Source organism: Frigoribacterium salinisoli (assembly GCF_054781095.1).
This window is the reverse complement of the sequence record NZ_BAAGVB010000006.1, coordinates 25,882-42,160: the sequence shown is the minus strand read 5'-3', so window position 1 is coordinate 42,160 and position 16,279 is coordinate 25,882. Positions and strand designations below refer to the sequence as shown.

Sequence of the window (16,279 nt, the reverse complement as noted above, 5' to 3'; positions counted from 1 at the left end):
CGCGCGCCCGACCGGCGCGTCCGGCTCACTAGGAGGGTGGGCCTCCTGCATGTGGCATGCTGGACCGGTGGACGACCTGCACCTCCGGCCCGCCCGTCCCGACGAGCTCGGCTTCGTCGCCGACCTGAGCGCCCGCTCGCTCGAGGCCGACCTGCGCCGTCACGACGTCTGGGACCCAGACCTGCTGCGCGCCTACGTCGAGCGCGGCTTCTCGCCCGACCGCACGCTCGTCGTCGAGCTCGACGGCCACCGCGTGGGGTCGGTGAGCGTCCGGCCCGAGACCGACGCCACCTGGTTCGAGCTCTTCTACCTCGAGGCGACCGTGCAGGGCCGCGGCCTCGGCACCCGGGTGCTCCGTGAGCTGCTCGACCGGCACGGGCGCACCGCGCCGATCCGCATCGACGTGGTCCGCGGCAGTCGCGCGCGCAGCCTCTACGAGCGCCACGGGTTCGTCCACGAGTCGGGCGACGCCGTCGACGAGATCATGGTGCGGCCCGCGACCGGCGCCCGCCCCGTGCTGCGCCCGGCCAGGGCCGACGAGTTCGAGGCGGTGCTCGCCCTCAAGGAGCGCGTGCTGCGCGCCGACCTCGAACGGCTCGGGGTCTGGCACCCCGAGCGGTCGCGCGAGTGGGCGGCCCGGGGCTTCTCGCCCGACCACTCCTCCATCGTCGAGCTGGACGGCGAGCCGGTGGGCAGCATCTCGCTGCGTCCCGCGGACGACGCCGTCTGGATCGAGCTGTTCTACCTCGAGCCGCACCTGCAGGGGCGGGGCCTCGGCACGCTCGTGCTGCAGGAGGCGCTGGCCCGGCTCGGCGACGACGCGACGGTCCGCCTCGACGTGCTGTGCGGCAGCCGCGCCCGCAGCCTGTACCTGCGGCACGGGTTCGTGCACGAGTCCGAGGACGGCGTCGACGAGGTGCTCGTGCGCCTCCCCCGGCGCCGCTGACCCCACCGCCGCGGACCCCACCGCCGCGTACCGGCACCCCAGGAACGCGGCTGCACCCCAGCTCGCGAGCTGGGGTGCAGGCGGCTCCCTGGGGTGCGACCGCGCTGCCGCCCCCGGACGGCTACTTGAGGCCCGAGAACGCCAGCCCGTCGATGACCCGGCGCTGCAGCAGCACGAAGGCGATGAGCACGGGGGCCATGGCCAGCAGGCTCGCCGCCATGACGACCGGGTAGTCGGTGGTCCGGTCGCCGATGAGGGTCGCGAGCCCCGCCGACAACGGCATCCGGTCGGAGTACGTCGAGACCACGAGCGGCCAGAGCAGCTCGTTCCACGACCAGAGCACGGTCGTGATGGCGAGCACGCTGATCGAGGGCAGCGCGAGCGGCAGCATGACCCGCCAGAACACCTGGAACGGGTTCGCGCCGTCGAGGCGTGCGGCCTCCTCCAGCTCGGCGGGCATGGTGAGGAACGCCGTCCGCATGAGGAACGTGCCGAACGCGCTGAACAGGCCGGGCGCCACGATGCCGGCGACGGTGTCGAGCCAGCCGAGGCCCTGCACGATCTGGTACTGCGAGATGAGGTAGACCTGCGAGGGCACCATGAGGATCGACAGCACGACCGCGAGCAGCACCGACCGCCCCCGGAACCGCATGCGCGCGAAGGCGTAGCCGGCGAAGGTGCAGAGCACGATCTGTGCGACGGTGCGGATCACGGTCACGAGCACGCTCGTGCGCAGCTGCTCGAGGAACGGCAGCCGGTCGAACACCGCCGCGTAGTTCTGCCACTGCAGCTCGGCGGGCCAGAGGTTCGGCACGACGCTCTGCACCTCGGCGTTCGTCGAGAGCGACATGACGATCTGCCAGAGGAACGGGAACGCCATGAGCAGCCCGCCGCCGCCGAGCACGACGTGCGCGAGCACGTGCGAGCCCCCGCGGCGACGGCCGCGCCCGTGCCGACGGCCGGAGGCCGTGGTTCCGCCGGGTGCACCCGCCCGGTCGGCGAGGCGCTCGCGGCGCTCCTCCTCCTTCGTGGGCACGGGCGGCGGGGCCGCGGGGTCGAGCAGCGGGTCGCTGAGCACGGCCGCCGAGCGGCCGCCGGTCCTGGGGTCGGTCACGACTGCACCCACCGTCTCTGGAGTCGGAACTGGACCAGCGTGACGAGCCCGATGAGCACGAAGATGAACATCGCGATCGAAGCCGCGTAGCCCTTGTCGTTGGCCACGAAGCCCTGCTGGTAGAAGAAGTAGACGAGCGAGAGGCTCTTCGGCAGCACCGGGTTCGTGCTGCCGAGGATCGCGAACTGCAGGTCGAAGAGCTGGAAGCTCGAGATGATCGTGATGATCAGCACGAAGAAGATGCTCGGCGTGAGCAGCGGCACCGTCACCGAGCGGAACTGCCGCCACGGCGAGGCGCCGTCGAGCTCGGCCGCCTCGTAGAGCTCGGCGGGGATGTTCTTGAGCCCCGCGGCGAGGATGATCATCGCGAAGCCGAGCGACGACCAGAGGCCGACGATGGCGACGGCGAGCACGGCGACGCCGGGCGTCGAGATCCAGTAGGGCCCCTCGACGCCGACCAGTCCGAGGACGTAGTTGAGCACGCCGAAGTCGCCGTTGAAGATGATGCGCCACACCATGGCGATGGCGGTCGGCATGGCGACGTAGGGCAGGAAGAACAGCACGCGGTAGAACGACGCGAAGCGCAGCCCCGGCGTGTTGAGGAGGCTCGCGAGCCACACGGCCAGCGGCACGCCCAGCAGCACGACGCCCGTGTAGAGGAGCGTGTTGCCGAGGGCGGTCCACAGCTGCGGGTCGGCGACGAGCCGCACGTAGTTCTCGACGCCCGTGAAGGTGCTGCCGCCGAACACGCCCCACGACGTGAACGAGTAGTACGCGGTCTGCAGGATCGGCCAGACGAAGAAGACGCCGATGCCGGCGGCCAGCGGGGCGACGAACGCCCAGGGCCAGAGGCCGTCCCGGCCGAGGAGCCGCCGGCGGCGAGAGCCCCCCGCCGGCGCGAGCACGTCGCTCGTCACGGTGCCGCTCACTGCTCCTGCTGGAGCAGCGCCGTCATCTGCTCGGCGAGGTCGGCGGCGACCTCGGGGACGGGACGGTCGCCCGAGAAGGCGGCGGGCAGGTCGCTGGTCTCGAGCGCGTTCCAGGCGGCGGAGTTCTTCGACACGGGCAGGGGCTGCGCGTAGTCGACGGCGTCGAGGAAGACCTGGAGGTCCTTGTCGGGCGCCGAGTCGAGGAACCCCTGCTGCGTGCCGGCGTAGGCCGGGATGATCGCGCCCAGGTCGCCCTGCTGCTGCTGCGCCTCCTGCCCGGCGAGGTAGACCTGCAGCGCCTGCGCGGCCTGCTTCTCGTCGCTGCCCGCGGCGACGACGTTCGAGACGCCGTGGATCACGGTCGCCTGCTCCTCGCCGGTCGGCAGGGGCAGCACGTCGACGGTGTCGTCGACGGGCGTGCCCTCGAGCGCGGCGTGGAACCAGCTGCCGCCCCAGTACATGGCGAGCTTGCCCGAGGTGAACCACTGGTCGGCGGTCGTGTCGGTGAGCTGCTCGATGCTGGGCGACCCGCCCGACTCGATGAGGTCGGTCCAGAACTCGAGGCCGGCCTGCGCCTCGGGAGAGTCGTAGCCGGAGGCGGTGCCGTCGTCGGTGAGCACCTCGCCGCCGGCCTGGAGGATCGTGTCGTAGTAGGTGGTCTGGCCGTCCATGCCCCCGGCCCCGCCGTAGACGCCCTGGTCGCCGAGCGCGTCGGAGATCTGCACCGCGGTGTCCTGGAACTCGTCCCAGGTCCAGTCACCCTCGGGCAGCGGCACGCCGGCCTCCTCGAAGAGGGCCTCGTTGACCCAGACGCCGATCGTGTCGAAGTCCTTCGGCACCCCGTACTGCACGTCGTCGTAGCGGTACAGGTCGACGAGCGCCTCCGGGTAGTCGGCGGGGTCGAGGTCGCCCGCGTCGACGGCCCCGGTGACCGGCTCCAGGAGGCCGTTGCTCGCGTAGAGCTGGAAGTTCGGGCCGTTGAGCCAGAACAGGTCGGGGAGGCTGTCGCTCGAGCCCTGCGTCTGCAGCTTCGTGAAGTAGTCCGCGTAGGGCGTGACGTTGACGGTCACGTCGATGCCCGGGTGCTCCTCGGCGAACCCCTCGAGGTTGGCCTCGATGGCGGGCACCTGCGCCTGGTCCCAGACGCCGTAGGTGATGCTCGCCTCGAGGTCGGACGGGGCGGCCTCGTACTCGGCGGGGCCTCCGCCGCCGGAGGACCCGCCGGAGCAGCCGGCGAGGACGAGCGCGAGGCCCGTGGCGAGGCCGCCGAGGGCGAGCGCGCGACGGCGGGGACGGGGGGTGAGGAAGGTCATCAGGGGGGTCCTCTCGGGGAGCGTCAGCGGGCGGCGGACGCGGTGGTGGGAACGGGGGCGGGGGCTGCCACGGGGGCAGGAGGCGCGACGAGCGCCTCGAAGTGGCGCACGACCGCCTCGGGCAGGGGCGGCACGTCGCGGGGCGTCGACCCGTCGCGCAGCGACTCGGCGGCGAGGGCGCCGGCGGCCACGGCGGCGCGGGCCGCGAGCGGGGAGAGCGTGGGCAGGACGCCCCGCGCCACGAAGGCCAGGAACTCCCGCACGGTGTCCACGTCGGCGTCCTCGTGCCCGGTCTCGACGCCCGAGATCGGGTGCTCGACGTCGCCGTCTACCTGCCAGCCGTGGCGCCTGTTCCAGACCTTGACGACGCCTCCTGCCGTGTCGCCGACGTTCTCGAGGCGGCCCTCGGTGCCGACGACCGTGTAGTTGCGCCAGTAGTCGGGCGTGAAGTGGCACTGCTGGTAGCTGGCCTGGACGCCGTTGCCGAGCGTCATCATCATCATCGAGACGTCCTCGACGTCGACGACCGGGTTCAGGCCGGTCGCGGCCGCCGGGGGCCAGTTGTCGAACGAGAACCACTCGTCGACGGTCTGGTCGCTGCGGTCGCGACGGTCGGTGACGTCGCCGTAGACCATGAGGTCGCCCATGCCGACGACGCGCTCCGTGTAGGCGCCGGCGAGCAGGTGCACGACGTCGAGGTCGTGGCTGGCCTTCTGCAGCAGAAGGGTGCCGGTGCGGGAGCGGTCGGCGTGCCAGTCCTTGAAGTAGTAGTCGCCGCCGTTGCCGACGAAGTGCCGCACCCAGACCGTCTTCACCTCGCCGATGTCGCCGCGGGCGATGATCTCGTGCATGAGCCGCACGACCGCGGCGTGCCGGAAGTTGTGGCCGACGTACAGCGGGGTGCCGGTCTCGGCGGCGACGGCGAGCACGCGGTCGGCGTCGGCGAGGGTGATCGCGAGCGGCTTCTCGAGGTAGACGGCGACGCCCGCGCGGAGCAGGTCGATGGCGACCTCGGCGTGCGTCCAGTCCGGGGTCGTGACGATCGCGGCGTCGAGGTGGGCCTCGGCGATCATCTCGCGGTGCGAGGCGTGCACGGTCGTGCCGGGGAACTGCTCGGCGGCGCGGGCCCGGCCGCCCTCGCTCGTGTCGGCGGCCGCGACGAGCTCGGCGGCCTCGCCGGAGGCGGCGACGTGGTGGGCGATGTACGCGCGCTGTCCGATGCCGACGACGCCGACGCGGAGGGCCGGTCGGCCCTCGGCGCGTGCCGCGTCGTCGCTCATGGGATCCTCGCTCCGTTGCGTGAACATGACTCGAAGCTAGCCGAAACGATCATGAATTGACAGTAGGTGGCTGCGCGATCTGAACGGAAGGAGCTGCGGGACGGTTTTACGCAGTCGAAACACGCCCGACCCGGGAGCGACCCCGGGGTGCGCCGGTGCAGGAGACCCGGGTCGGCTCGAGGGGCGGACCACCGTGCCGTCGCGTCGCGGCGGAGGGCGTGCGGGCCCCGCGCGCGGCGGCGGCCTGGCGGGCCACGGGCGCGGGGGCGGCCGCGGAGGGAGCGGAGGGAGCGGAGGGAGCGGAGGGAGCGCGCTCGGCTCAGCCGGCGACGACGACCTCGACGCCGGCCGCGTCGAGCGCGCGCTGCAGGTCGTCGGGCACGGGGTGGTCGGTGACCAGCACGTCGAGCACGTCGAGGGGGCAGATCCGGGCGAAGGTCGAGCGCCCGAGCTTGGTGCCGTCGGCGACGACGACGACCTTCTTGGCCACCGCCGCGAACTGGCGGCTCACGTCCGCCTCGCCCTCGTGCACGGTCGTCGCCCCGAAGCGCGAGGTGAGGCCGTCGACGCCGAGCACCGCGACGTCGAGCGCCATGCCGGCCAGCGACGACGAGACCATCGGGCCGACGAGCTCGTACGACTGCTGGCGCGAGACGCCTCCCGTGACCACGATCTTCACGTGCGAGCGCACCGACAGCTCGTAGGCGACGTTGAGCGCGTTCGTGACGATCGTCACGCCGACGCTCCCGTCGGCCGCCGCGAAGCGGTCGCTCCGACCGAGCTCGCGAGCGACCTCGCTCGTCGTCGTGCCGCCGTTCAGCCCCACCGAGTCGCCGGCCTGGACCAGCTCGGCCGTCGCTCGCGCGATGGCGAGCTTGGCCTCGGCCTGGCGGGCGATCTTGTACTGCAGCGGCAGCTCGTAGCCGCTGCCCAGCGCGGAGGCGCCACCGTGCGTGCGCGTCACGAGCCGCTGGGCCGCCAGGGTCGTGAGGTCGCGCCGGGCGGTCGCCGGAGAGATGCCCAGGGCCTCGCCGATCTCGGCGATGGTCACGTTGCCGCGATCGCTCACGAGCTCGAGCAGCTGGTTGAGTCGCTGCTGCTGGGTCACGGCGGCCTCCTCGGTCGCGGAACGGGGTCCCGGTCATCCTAGGCTGGTGCCGCCTCCACGTCTGAGCGATCATGAGCGGGGCGGGCACTCCCGCTCACACCGCCGATCACCTCCGGAGGACCGCATGGCCGACCACCTCGCCGGGACCGCCCACGACCCCACGGGCGCACTGCTCGGCGTCGACGTCGGCGGCACCACCGTCAAGGCACGGCTGGTCCGCTCGGACGACCCCGTCCACCGGGCCCCCCTCTGGGAGCGCCGCGTGGCCACCCCGCAGGACGACGCCGCGGCGGTGCGCACCGTCGACGCGATCGCCGCCCTCGTCGACGAGGCGCGGAGCGTCGCCCCCACCGCGGCGGTCGGCCTCGTCGTGCCCGGCATCGTCGACGACGCGGGCGGCGTCGCGGTGCGGTCCGTGACGCTGGGCTGGCGGGACGTCCCGCTCCGCGACCTGCTCGCGCGCGCCTCCGGCCTGCCCGTCGGGTTCGGCCAGGACGTCCGGGCCGGGGCGCTCGCCGAGGCCGCCTCGGGTGCGGGCGCGGGGCGCCCGGGAGGGCTCGCCTTCGTGCCGGTCGGCACGGGCCTCGCCTCGGCCTTCGTCGCGGACGGGCAGGCGCTCGCCTCGGGCGGCTGGGCCGGCGAGATCGGTCAGGTCGTGCTCACCGCACCGGAGGCGCTGGCCGGGCTCCGCGTCGAGGAGGTCGCCTCCGCGGGTGGCCTCGCCCGGCGCCTCGGGGTGCCCGACGCCCGGACCGCGACCGACCTCGTCCGTGCGGGCGATCCGGCCGCCGTCGCCGCCTGGGACGACCTCGTCGCCGTGCTCGCCGACTGCCTGGCCTGGATCGGCGCCGTCGCCGCCCCCGAGACGCTCGTCGTCGGCGGGGGCCTCGCGCTCGCCGGGGACCTGCTCTTCGCGCCGCTGGGCGCCGCGCTCGATCGGCGCCTCGCGGCCTCGCGACGCCCGGCGCTCGTCCCGGCCGTGCACGGCGACGCCGCGGCCATGGTCGGGGCGTCGCTCCTCGCGGCGCGGGCCCTGGGCACGGGGGCGTCCCCCGAGGGTGCTGCGCGCCACGCCGCGACGGAGGTGCTCGCGTGACCCGCGCCGCAGGCACCGGGGCCGCCACCACGGGCGCTGCCGCCCCGGGCGCGGCCACCACCGGGGCCGGCACCCCTGGCGCCGCCGCCCCGGGCGCCGCCGCTGGCCCCCGTCTGCTGACGCTGGACCGCCTCGTCACCGCCGACGGCGACCGGCGCGCCGCCTGGCTGCTCGTCGACGCCGCGGGCAGGGTGCGGGCGACGGGCACGGGTGAGCCGCCTGCCGAGCACGCCGCCCTCCCCCGCGAGCACGTCCCCGGCACCGCCGTGCCCGGGCTCGTCGACCAGCACGTGCACGGCGCGCTCGGCAGCGACTTCGGGGCGGCCACCGAGACCGAGGCCCGCGCCGCGGCCGCGCACCACCACCGGTCCGGATCCACGCACCTGGTCGCCAGCGTCGCCACGGCCTCGCGACCCGACCTCGAGCGGGCGCTCGCCGTGCTGGCCCCGCTCGTCGACGACGGCACCCTCGACGGCGTGCACCTCGAGGGCCCCTGGCTGTCGGCCGAGCGGCGCGGCGCCCACGAGGCGAGCCTCCTGCGCGCCCCGGCGCCCGACGAGGTCGAGGCCCTGCTCGCCGCCGCCGACGGACGCCTGCGCATGGTGACGCTCGCCCCCGAGCTGCCCGGTGCCCTCGCGGCGATCCGCACGCTCGTGGCGGCCGGGGTCACGGTCGCGCTCGGGCACTCCGACGCGACCGCCGACCAGGCGCGAGCGGGCCTCGACGCCGGGGCCACGGTCGTCACGCACCTGTACAACGGCATGCGTCCGCTGCACCACCGCGAGCCCGGACTGCTCGGCGCCGCACTGGTCGACGACCGGGTCGCGCTGGAACTGATCCTCGACGGCGAGCACGTCGCGCGCGACGCCGCCGAGCTCGTGCGCCGTGCCGCCGCCGGGCGGCTCGTGCTCGTCAGCGACGCCATGGCCGCGGCCGGCTGGGGCGACGGCCGCTACACGATCGCCGGCAGCCCGGTCGTCGTCCGCGACGGCATCGCCCTCGTCGAGGGCGGCACCTCGCTCGCCGGCAGCACGGGCAGCGTCGCCGGCGGCCTGCGGCGGCTGGTGCGCGAGCACGGCGTGAGCCTGCAGGAGGCCGTGCGCGCGTCGTCGACGACCGCCGCGGCCGCCCTCGGCCTGGTCGGGACCGGGCTCGACGTCGGCGCCCGTGCCGACCTCGTCGTGCTCGACGACGACGCCGCCGTGGTGCGCGTGCTGCGCGCCGGTGCCTGGCTGGACTGACCCACCGGGCTCGGCCGTCGGACCGACGTCGGCCAGCGCCCGCCGCCGGGCGGCGACCCCCTGCCACCCCTGGCCTGACCGTCCTTCCTCCCCCGCGCCCGTGCCCGTGCCCACGCCCCCTGAGGGTGTCCACGACACGCGGACGGCCTCGCCGCCGACCCGCCGATCGTGGACACCGTCCGCGCGACGGCGTCCCCGATCGGCGGCCCGGCCCCACCGCGGCTCCGCGTGTCGTGGACACCCTCGGGGCGGCGCGGGGGCGGGCCGGGCGGGCCGGGCGGGCCGGGCGGGCGGGGCGGGCGGGACGGGGCGAGGCCGGGCCGACCTCAGCCGACCGGCACCACCCGCACGAGCCGGGCCAGCTCGCGCGCGCGCTCGGCGGCGAACGCCCCGGCCCCTGGCACCTCGGCGTTGGCAGCAGCCGCGCCGGTGGCGGTGGCCAGCGCCTCCTGCAACCCTGCCCCGGCGTCCAGCGCGGCGACGAGCCCGCCGAGGAACGAGTCCCCGCTGCCCACCGGCTGCCCGCCGGCGACCACGGGCAGGCCCGCGTGCCAGCGTCCGGTCCCGTCGGCGGCGAGCGCTCCGCCGACGCCGTCGGTGACGACGACGACCCCGCCGGTGCGCGTCAGGAGTCCCGACACGAGCTCCCCGAGGCCGGTCGCCTCCGGCAGTCCCAGCGCCGCGGCGGCCTCGGCGCGGTTGACCTTGAGCAGGGCGACCGGCACCCGCGCGTCGAGGACCTCGAGGAGGGCCGGACCGTGGGTGTCGAGGGCGAGCCGTGCTCCTGCGGCGTCGGCGGTGCGGGCGAGGACGGCGAGCAGGCCGGGCCGGGCGCCGCGCGGCAGGCCGCCCGACACGGAGAGCCAGGCGCCGGTCCGCAGCTCGTCGGCGACGACGGCGAGCACGGCGTCGACGGCGGCCTCCGGCACGGGCACGGGGTGCTCGTAGAGCTCGGTGAGCGTGCCGGCCGCGGTCGAGGCGACGGACACGCAGACGCGGGTGCCGACCTCGGTGCGCACGGCACGGGCGCGCACGCCCTCGGCGCCCAGCAGCTCGGCGACGAGGTCGCCGAGGTGCCCGCCGAGCACGGGCACGGCGACGACGTCGGCGCCGAGGCGGCTCGCCGCGCGGGCCATGTTCAGCGCCTTGCCCCCGGCGACGCGCACGACGGTCGTGGGGCGGTGAGGTGCACCGAGGACCAGCTCGTCGACCTCGTAGGTGGTGTCGAGCGCGGGGCTGAACGCCGCGACGACGATCACGCGGTCACCTCGGCGAGGTCGGCGCGGGTCGCCTGCGCGCCCGTGCCCCCGGCCGCCCTCGTCGAGAGCGACCCGGCCGTGGTGGCCCAGCGCAGCCGTTCGAGGTCGTCGGCGGTGGCCGTGCACGCGGCCGCGAGCCAGCCGGCGTCGAAGCTGTCACCGGCACCCGTGGTGTCGACCACGTCGAGCACGAGCCCGGCGTGGGCCACGACCGGTCCACCGGCGCGCAGCGACCAGCCCCCGTCGCGACCGGCCTTGACCACGACGGCCGGCCCGTGCGCCGCGATCGCGCGCGCGGCGGACTCGTCGTCGGCGGCCGGCCCGCCGAGGACGGCGGCGACGGCGCGGAGCTCCTCGAGGTTCGGCAGGAAGACGTCGACGTGCGGCAGCGCCTCGGCGAGGCCGTCCCAGCGTCCGGCGGGGTCCCAGTTCGTGTCGAGGCTGACGGTGACGCCCTCGGCGCGCAGCTCGGCGAACAGGGCGGGCAGCCCGGTCGCGAGCCCCGGCAGCAGGAACCACGACGCGACGTGCAGGTGCGTGAACGGCCGACCGGAGTCGCGCGCCGCGGCGAGCGCCGCCCGCACGTCGGCCGCGCGCACGGCCGTCATCGCGCCGACGTCGGTGAGGATCGAGCGGTCCGCGGGCGCGCTGAGGACCACCGACAGCCCGGTCGCCGAGCCGGGCACCACGCGGACGGTGCCGGTGTCGACACCGCCCTCGCGCAGCCGCACGGTCGTCACGCGGCCGAACTCGTCGTCGCCGACGCAGGCCACGAGCGACACGTCGACGCCGAGCCGGGCGAGCCCGTGGGCGACGATGCCGGCCGAGCTGCCGAGCACCAGGGCCGCGCCGTCGAGCAGCTGCTCCTCCTGCCCGAACCGGGGCACGACGTCGCCGGTGAGCACGAGGTCGACGTTGGCGTCCCCCGCGACGAGGACGCGGGCCTCCTGCGCGGTCATCCCTTCAGCCCCGGTCACGCCCCGAGGACGACCGAGCGCGTGAGGTGGCGCGGGGAGTCGGGGTCGAGGCCGCGCGACCCGGCGAGCGCCACGGCGAGGCGGTGGGCGTCGGCGAGCTGGACGAGCGGGTCGCGGTCGTCGGCGACGACGGTCGCGCCGACGGCCTCGATGTCGGCGACGAGCGTCGGGTCGGCGGGTCCGAGGATCCACACGAGGGAGCGCTCGCCCGCCACCGCGATGGGGCCGTGCCGGTAGTCGAGCGCGGGGTAGGACTCGCTCCAGGCCTGGGCGGCCTCGCGGACCTTCAGCGCCGCCTCCTGGGCGAGGCCGTGGGTCCAGCGGCTGCCGAGGTACACGAAGTGGTCGTAGCGGGTGACGTCGATGCCGAAGGGCTGGTCGAGCGAGGCGCGACCGGCCGCGACGAGGCCGCTCACGTCGTCGCCGTAGGCGGCGCGGGCGGCGGCCAGCAGGGTCGTCGGGAACCGGGTCTGCACGACGCTGCGCTCGTCGGCGTAGTCGAGCACGAGCACGGAGTCGACGAGCTCGGTGACGGGCGAGCCGGCGACGCCGGTGATCGCGACCGTCGTGACGTCGGCGTCGACCTGCTCGAGGGCCGAGAGGATCTCCGAGGTCGTGCCCGAGCGGGTGATCGCGACGACGCGGTCGTACCGACGCCCGGGCTGCCACTCGGAGGCGTAGGCCGCGTCGGTCTCGCCGAGGCCGGCGCCCTCGCGGAGCGCGGCGAGCGACTCCGCGACGAAGGCCGAGGTGCCGCAGCCCAGGAAGAGCACGCGCTCCCCCGGCAGCCCGAACGAGCTGCTCGTCGCCGGGGCCTCGGCGATCGCGCGGTCCCACGTGTCGGGCTGGCTGAGGATCTCGGTGCTGGTGATGCTCATGGCGTGTCCTTTCGGGGTCACCGGCCGGTAGGTGCCGGCGAGGCGGGGGCGTGGTGCGAGGAGGGAGCGGGCGGGCAGGAGGCGGCGGCCGACGGGGCGACGACGGCGCAGAAGGCGGCCACGGCGTCGGCGACGGCCTCGCGGCCCGGCGTGCCGTAGCGGCGGGGGTCGGTGAGGGCGGCGTCCGCCGAGAGCACGTCGCGGACCGCGCCGGTCCAGGCGATGTTGAGGGCCGTGCCGACGTTGACCTTGCGGATGCCCGCGGCGACCGCCGCGCGCAGCACGTCGTCGGGCACGCCGGAGGAGCCGTGCAGCACGAGCGGCACGGGGACGGCCGCGGCCAGCCGGGCGATCAGGTCCAGGTCCAGCGCCGCGCTGCGGTCGGCCATGGCGTGCGAGCTGCCGACGGCGACGGCGAGCCCGTCGACGTCGGTCGCGGCGACGAAGGCCGCCGCCTCGTCGGGGTCGGTGCGGACCCCGGGCGCGTGCGCGCCGTCCTTGCCGCCGATCGCCCCGAGCTCGGCCTCGACCCAGAGCCCGGCGGCCCGGGCGCGGCGCACGGCGTCGGCCGTGACCGAGACGTTCTCGGCCCAGGGCAGGGTCGACGCGTCGACCATGACGGACCCGACCCCGGCCTCCTGCCCCAGGGCGATGGTCTCGCTGACGAGGTCGGGGTCCTCGACGTGGTCGAGGTGCACCGCGACGCCGACGCGGGCGCCGAGCGCGAGCTCGTGGCAGGCCGCGAGCAGCGGGCGGAGGCCGCCGTGGTAGCGGACCGCGTTCTCGCTGAGCTGCAGCAGGACGCCCGTGCCGGCACGCTCGGCACCGAGGACGATGCCCTGCGCGTGCTCGAGGCCGATGACGTTGAAGCTCGGCACGGCGGTGCCGGCGCGGACCGCGGCGTCGACGAGGACCCGCGTGGTCGTGGCGGTCACGGGGCGACCAGCGTCTCGCGGAGCGGCTCGGGCAGGAGGTCGCCGTGCGCCACGACGAGCTCGTCGCAGAGCTGCCAGATCTGCTCGGGCGTCAAGGTCGACGACGCGTTGGGGTCGACGAGGACGGCCTGGCGCACGAGCAGCGGGTCGCCGGTCCGCATCGCCTCGACGGTGAGCTCGGCCACCGACAGGTAGGGGCGGTTGACCGCCGCGAGCTGAGGGGGCAGCGCGCCCATCGGCCGGGGCGCGATGCCGTCGGGACCGACCAGGGTCGGCACCTCGACGACCGCGCCCTGCGGCAGGTTGTCGATCAGCCCGCGGTTCGGCACGGTGGCGTGGATCTCGCGCGGCGTCCCGGTGACGAGCGAGTGGATCACCTGGGGTGCGTACTCGGCGGCACCGTCCTCGAGGGGCAGCGGCGTCCCCGCGGCGAGCGCGGCCTCCGCGGCGTGGAACTCGGCGACGTTGTCCTCGCTGATGCCGAGGTACTCGAGGGGCCGCAGGCGGAACCGCTCCACCTGCTCGGGCGAGCGGAGGAACCAGGGCAGGTACTCGGACGAGTGCTCGCTGGTCTCGGTCGGGTAGCGCCCCAGGCGGCGGTACATCTCGACGCGCACGCGGCGCCGCAGCTCGGGATCGGACGCGATGCGCTCGTCGAGGAGCGGGTAGAGGTCACGGCCCTCGTGGGTCCACTCGAGCAGCCAGCTCTGGTGGTTCACGCCCGCGGCGCGGTGCACGGTCTCGTCCATCGGCACGCCGACGAGCTCGGCCAGGTCGTGGGCGGTCCAGAACACGCTGTGGCAGAGGCCGAGCGCCGCGATGTCGGGGGCCGTGACCGAGGCCCACCAGAGGTTCATGGTCATCGGGTTCGTGTAGTTCAGCAGGACCGCGTCGGGGCAGACCTCGCGCATGTCGTCGGTGAGCGCGGTGAGGAACGGGAACGTGCGCAGCGCGCGGAAGACGCCGCCGACGCCGGTCGTGTCGCCGATGGTCTGCAGGAGGCCGTGGCGCGCGGGCAGCTCGAGGTCGGTGCGGGTCGCGGCGACGCCCCCGATCTGCACCATGTCGATGACGAAGTCGGCACCGGCGAGGGCGGCCCGGCGGTCGAGGGTGGCCTGCACCGTGACCGGGCGGCCGGCTCGCTCGCCGAGCTGTCGGGCCGTGCCCTCGGCGACGTCGAGACGGCGCTGGTCGACGTCGTGGAGGGCCAGGTCGAGCGGGCCGAGGTCGTCGGACCGGAGGAGGTCGGCGATCAGTCGGCGGGTGAAGACGACGCTGCCTGCGCCCAGGAACGCTACTCGGGTCATGGGACCGATCGTGGAGCATCGACACCGTCCGCGCAACCCTTTCTGAGCGAATGGTGGTGATTTCGCTCACGATCGAGCACGCGGCGGCGCTCACGGGCCCGGACGCACGACGTCCCGCCGCGCGGCTCGCGGTGCGAGCTGCGGGGCGGGACGTGGGAGCGGCGGAGCGTCAGCCGTTGAGCGCCTCGGCGATGACGATCGCCGAGTAGATCCACATGGCGATGCTCGCCACGATGGCGATGACGCCGGTGACGATCGCACCCGTGGCGAGGCCACGGGCGGCAGGCTCGCGACGACGCGACATGACGCCGAGCACGAGGGCCACGATGCCGAGCGCGAGGCCCAGGAACGGGACCAACAGCACGCCGATGACGATGCCGACGATGCCGACGATGAGCCCGACGAGCCCGAGGGTCTTCTTCGTGCCCGCGTCGGGGCCGGGAGCGCCGTACCCGGCACCGTTCGCGGGAGGGGCGGAGGGAGTGCCGCCGTAGGGAGCGCGGGCGTCGTGTCCGGGCGTCTGGTCGGTCATGTCGGGTCACCTTCGTCTTGATCGGTCGAGGATTCTTCGTGAACCTACCGCGAAGGAGGCACGCGCGCCCGGAACTGCCCAGACGACCTGGTCAGGCCTGGCCTGACCTGGCCTGGCCCGGCCCTCAGCGCGCCTCGAGCCGACGCAGGGCCGTCACGATCTCGTCGAGGAAATCGTCGACCTCGTCCTGGTCGTACCCGCTGCGGAACCTCGTCGGCGTGAAGCGCTTCTCGACGACGACCACGGGGGTGACGCCCGGGCCCGCTCGCCCCTCTTCTGCGGCCGCCAACGTGGCCCGGACCTCGTCGAGGAACGCGTCGACCTCGGCGGTGTCGTAGCCCTCGCGCCACGTCGTGGGCCGGAAGCGCTTCTGCGCGACGTCGCTCGCCAACATGTCACATCCTCCTGTCGTCCCCGCCATCCTGGCACGGACGCGGGGGCCGGGCCAGGCGCTCGGGCAGGAGGACCCTGTCGCGACCTAGAGGTCGGCCGGCAGCCCGACGCGCTCGGCGCTGGCCTCCCAGAGCCCGCGCGCGAGGTCGCGGTCGGCGGCCTGCCGGTTCAGGCGACCGGGGGCGCTCAAGCGGTCGAAGTAGTTGCCGCTCGGCGCGGGGACGCGCGGGGCGCCGGCGAGGCGGACGAGCGGTTCGGCTCCCTGCTCGGTCGAGATGGCGGCGCGCTTCATCAGGGACATGACGGGCCCGTTCCCGCCGAAGCTCGAGGCGACGAAGCCGGGGTGGAACGCGAACGCGTCGACGCCCGTGCCGGTCAGTCGCCGGGCGAGCTCGCGCGTGAACAGGACGTTCTCGAGCTTGGCGGTGCCGTACGCGCGCATGCCGCCGAGCCAGGGGCCGCGCATCGCGTCGAGGTCGTCGAGGGCGACGTCGCCGAAGAGGTTGCCGGCGCTCGAGGTCTGCACGATGCGCACCACCCCGGGCCGGTCGTCCTGGGCCGTCTCGACGAGGCGCGGCAGCAGCAGCCGGGTGAGCAGGTAGGGCGCGAGGTGGTTCGACTGGAACGTGAGCTCGGAGCCGTCTCCCGTGACGTGCCGCTCGGGCAGCAGTCCGCCCGCGTTGTTCGCCAGCACGTGGATGCGCGGGTGGTCGGCGAGCAGCCGGTCGGCCAGCTCGCGGACCTGCGACAGCTGCGAGAAGTCGGCGAGGTAGGCGGTGCCACCGGTCTCGGCGGCGACCTCACGGGTGCGCTCCTCGTCGCGGCCGACGACGGCGACGGTCGCCCCGAGGCGGGCGAGGGCCGCCGCGGCGGCACGGCCGATGCCGGAGCTCGCTCCGGTGAGGACGACGGTGCGGTCGTCGAGGCGCTGGGCAGGAGGCACGGTGACGGTCATCGTCCGCACGGTACCC

At 75.0% G+C, this 16,279-nt stretch carries 15 protein-coding genes and 2 pseudogenes; 3 read left to right on the top strand and 14 right to left on the bottom strand.

Annotation, left to right across the window (positions count from 1 at the left end; all coding sequences use genetic code 11):
* Nucleotides 1-67: 67 nt before the first annotated feature.
* A complete protein-coding gene (locus tag ACYVHQ_RS12935) occupies nucleotides 68-946 on the top strand; it encodes a GNAT family N-acetyltransferase (protein WP_460513685.1) in 879 nt (292 codons plus the stop codon).
* A gap of 121 nt (nucleotides 947-1,067) precedes the next feature.
* Here the strand turns inward: ACYVHQ_RS12935 and ACYVHQ_RS12930 are convergent, their stop codons facing one another.
* The 5 genes from ACYVHQ_RS12930 to ACYVHQ_RS12910 all read right to left on the bottom strand — a co-directional run bounded on the left by ACYVHQ_RS12930 (nucleotide 1,068) and on the right by ACYVHQ_RS12910 (nucleotide 6,690).
* Complete coding sequence (locus ACYVHQ_RS12930) at nucleotides 1,068-2,060, bottom strand: carbohydrate ABC transporter permease (RefSeq protein WP_460513683.1); 993 nt, start codon at nucleotides 2,058-2,060, stop codon at nucleotides 1,068-1,070.
* Nucleotides 2,057-2,989 (bottom strand): carbohydrate ABC transporter permease, encoded by a 933-nt coding sequence (locus tag ACYVHQ_RS12925; protein WP_460513681.1) that lies wholly within the window; start codon nucleotides 2,987-2,989, stop codon nucleotides 2,057-2,059. The genes ACYVHQ_RS12930 and ACYVHQ_RS12925 overlap by 4 nt, the downstream gene beginning before the upstream one ends.
* Entirely contained in the window at nucleotides 2,986-4,302 is a 1,317-nt protein-coding gene (locus ACYVHQ_RS12920) for an ABC transporter substrate-binding protein (protein WP_460513679.1), read from the bottom strand. The genes ACYVHQ_RS12925 and ACYVHQ_RS12920 overlap by 4 nt, the downstream gene beginning before the upstream one ends.
* Nucleotides 4,303-4,325: 23 nt before the next feature.
* Entirely contained in the window at nucleotides 4,326-5,582 is a 1,257-nt protein-coding gene (locus ACYVHQ_RS12915) for a Gfo/Idh/MocA family protein (RefSeq protein WP_460513677.1), read from the bottom strand.
* A 319-nt stretch (nucleotides 5,583-5,901) separates the two neighbouring features.
* Nucleotides 5,902-6,690, bottom strand: a complete 789-nt coding sequence (locus ACYVHQ_RS12910) for a DeoR/GlpR family DNA-binding transcription regulator (RefSeq protein ID WP_460513675.1) — start codon at nucleotides 6,688-6,690, stop codon at nucleotides 5,902-5,904.
* A gap of 124 nt (nucleotides 6,691-6,814) precedes the next feature.
* Here ACYVHQ_RS12910 and ACYVHQ_RS12905 point away from each other — a divergent pair, with 124 nt between their 5' ends.
* Nucleotides 6,815-7,786 (top strand): ROK family protein, encoded by a 972-nt coding sequence (locus tag ACYVHQ_RS12905; RefSeq protein ID WP_460513674.1) that lies wholly within the window; start codon nucleotides 6,815-6,817, stop codon nucleotides 7,784-7,786.
* Nucleotides 7,783-9,027: an N-acetylglucosamine-6-phosphate deacetylase gene (nagA, locus tag ACYVHQ_RS12900; RefSeq protein ID WP_460513672.1), complete on the top strand. Its 1,245-nt coding sequence runs from the start codon at nucleotides 7,783-7,785 to the stop codon at nucleotides 9,025-9,027. The genes ACYVHQ_RS12905 and nagA overlap by 4 nt, the downstream gene beginning before the upstream one ends.
* A 326-nt stretch (nucleotides 9,028-9,353) precedes the next feature.
* Here nagA and ACYVHQ_RS12895 read toward each other — a convergent pair whose 3' ends face one another.
* The 9 genes and pseudogenes from ACYVHQ_RS12895 to ACYVHQ_RS12855 all read right to left on the bottom strand — a co-directional run bounded on the left by ACYVHQ_RS12895 (nucleotide 9,354) and on the right by ACYVHQ_RS12855 (nucleotide 16,263).
* A complete protein-coding gene (locus ACYVHQ_RS12895) occupies nucleotides 9,354-10,286 on the bottom strand; it encodes a 1-phosphofructokinase family hexose kinase (RefSeq protein ID WP_460513670.1) in 933 nt (310 codons plus the stop codon).
* Entirely contained in the window at nucleotides 10,283-11,245 is a 963-nt protein-coding gene (locus ACYVHQ_RS12890; protein WP_460513668.1) for a carbohydrate kinase family protein, read from the bottom strand. Before ACYVHQ_RS12890 ends, ACYVHQ_RS12895 begins: the two co-directional genes overlap by 4 nt.
* Before the next feature lie 14 nt (nucleotides 11,246-11,259).
* Nucleotides 11,260-12,141, bottom strand: a complete 882-nt coding sequence (locus ACYVHQ_RS12885) for an SIS domain-containing protein (RefSeq protein ID WP_460513667.1) — start codon at nucleotides 12,139-12,141, stop codon at nucleotides 11,260-11,262.
* 17 nt (nucleotides 12,142-12,158) lie between these two features.
* On the bottom strand, nucleotides 12,159-13,076 hold the full coding sequence (locus ACYVHQ_RS12880) for a class II fructose-bisphosphate aldolase (RefSeq protein ID WP_460513665.1): 918 nt from the start codon (nucleotides 13,074-13,076) through the stop codon (nucleotides 12,159-12,161).
* Complete coding sequence (gene melA, locus ACYVHQ_RS12875; protein ID WP_460513663.1) at nucleotides 13,073-14,383, bottom strand: alpha-galactosidase; 1,311 nt, start codon at nucleotides 14,381-14,383, stop codon at nucleotides 13,073-13,075. The genes ACYVHQ_RS12880 and melA overlap by 4 nt, the downstream gene beginning before the upstream one ends.
* 169 nt (nucleotides 14,384-14,552) lie before the next feature.
* Nucleotides 14,553-14,915 (bottom strand): hypothetical protein, encoded by a 363-nt coding sequence (locus tag ACYVHQ_RS12870; RefSeq protein WP_460513661.1) that lies wholly within the window; start codon nucleotides 14,913-14,915, stop codon nucleotides 14,553-14,555.
* A gap of 136 nt (nucleotides 14,916-15,051) precedes the next feature.
* A pseudogene (locus ACYVHQ_RS12865) lies at nucleotides 15,052-15,204 on the bottom strand (DivIVA domain-containing protein); the annotation flags it as partial.
* A gap of 9 nt (nucleotides 15,205-15,213) precedes the next feature.
* Nucleotides 15,214-15,309: pseudogene (locus tag ACYVHQ_RS12860) on the bottom strand (DivIVA domain-containing protein); the annotation flags it as partial.
* An 84-nt stretch (nucleotides 15,310-15,393) separates the two neighbouring features.
* Nucleotides 15,394-16,263: an SDR family NAD(P)-dependent oxidoreductase gene (locus tag ACYVHQ_RS12855; protein WP_460513659.1), complete on the bottom strand. Its 870-nt coding sequence runs from the start codon at nucleotides 16,261-16,263 to the stop codon at nucleotides 15,394-15,396.
* Nucleotides 16,264-16,279: the final 16 nt, after the last annotated feature.

Excerpts from the sequence above, each read along its gene's own strand:
- ACYVHQ_RS12915 (WP_460513677.1), bottom strand. The coding sequence starts at position 5,582 with ATGAGCGACGACGCGGCACGCGCCGAGGGCCGACCGGCCCTCCGCGTC.
- ACYVHQ_RS12855 (WP_460513659.1), bottom strand. The coding sequence starts at position 16,263 with ATGACCGTCACCGTGCCTCCTGCCCAGCGCCTCGACGACCGCACCGTC.
- ACYVHQ_RS12890 (WP_460513668.1), bottom strand. The coding sequence starts at position 11,245 with ATGACCGCGCAGGAGGCCCGCGTCCTCGTCGCGGGGGACGCCAACGTC.
- ACYVHQ_RS12905 (WP_460513674.1), top strand. The coding sequence starts at position 6,815 with ATGGCCGACCACCTCGCCGGGACCGCCCACGACCCCACGGGCGCACTG.
- ACYVHQ_RS12920 (WP_460513679.1), bottom strand. The coding sequence starts at position 4,302 with ATGACCTTCCTCACCCCCCGTCCCCGCCGTCGCGCGCTCGCCCTCGGC.
- melA (WP_460513663.1), bottom strand. The coding sequence starts at position 14,383 with ATGACCCGAGTAGCGTTCCTGGGCGCAGGCAGCGTCGTCTTCACCCGC.
- ACYVHQ_RS12885 (WP_460513667.1), bottom strand. The coding sequence starts at position 12,141 with ATGAGCATCACCAGCACCGAGATCCTCAGCCAGCCCGACACGTGGGAC.
- ACYVHQ_RS12870 (WP_460513661.1), bottom strand. The coding sequence starts at position 14,915 with ATGACCGACCAGACGCCCGGACACGACGCCCGCGCTCCCTACGGCGGC.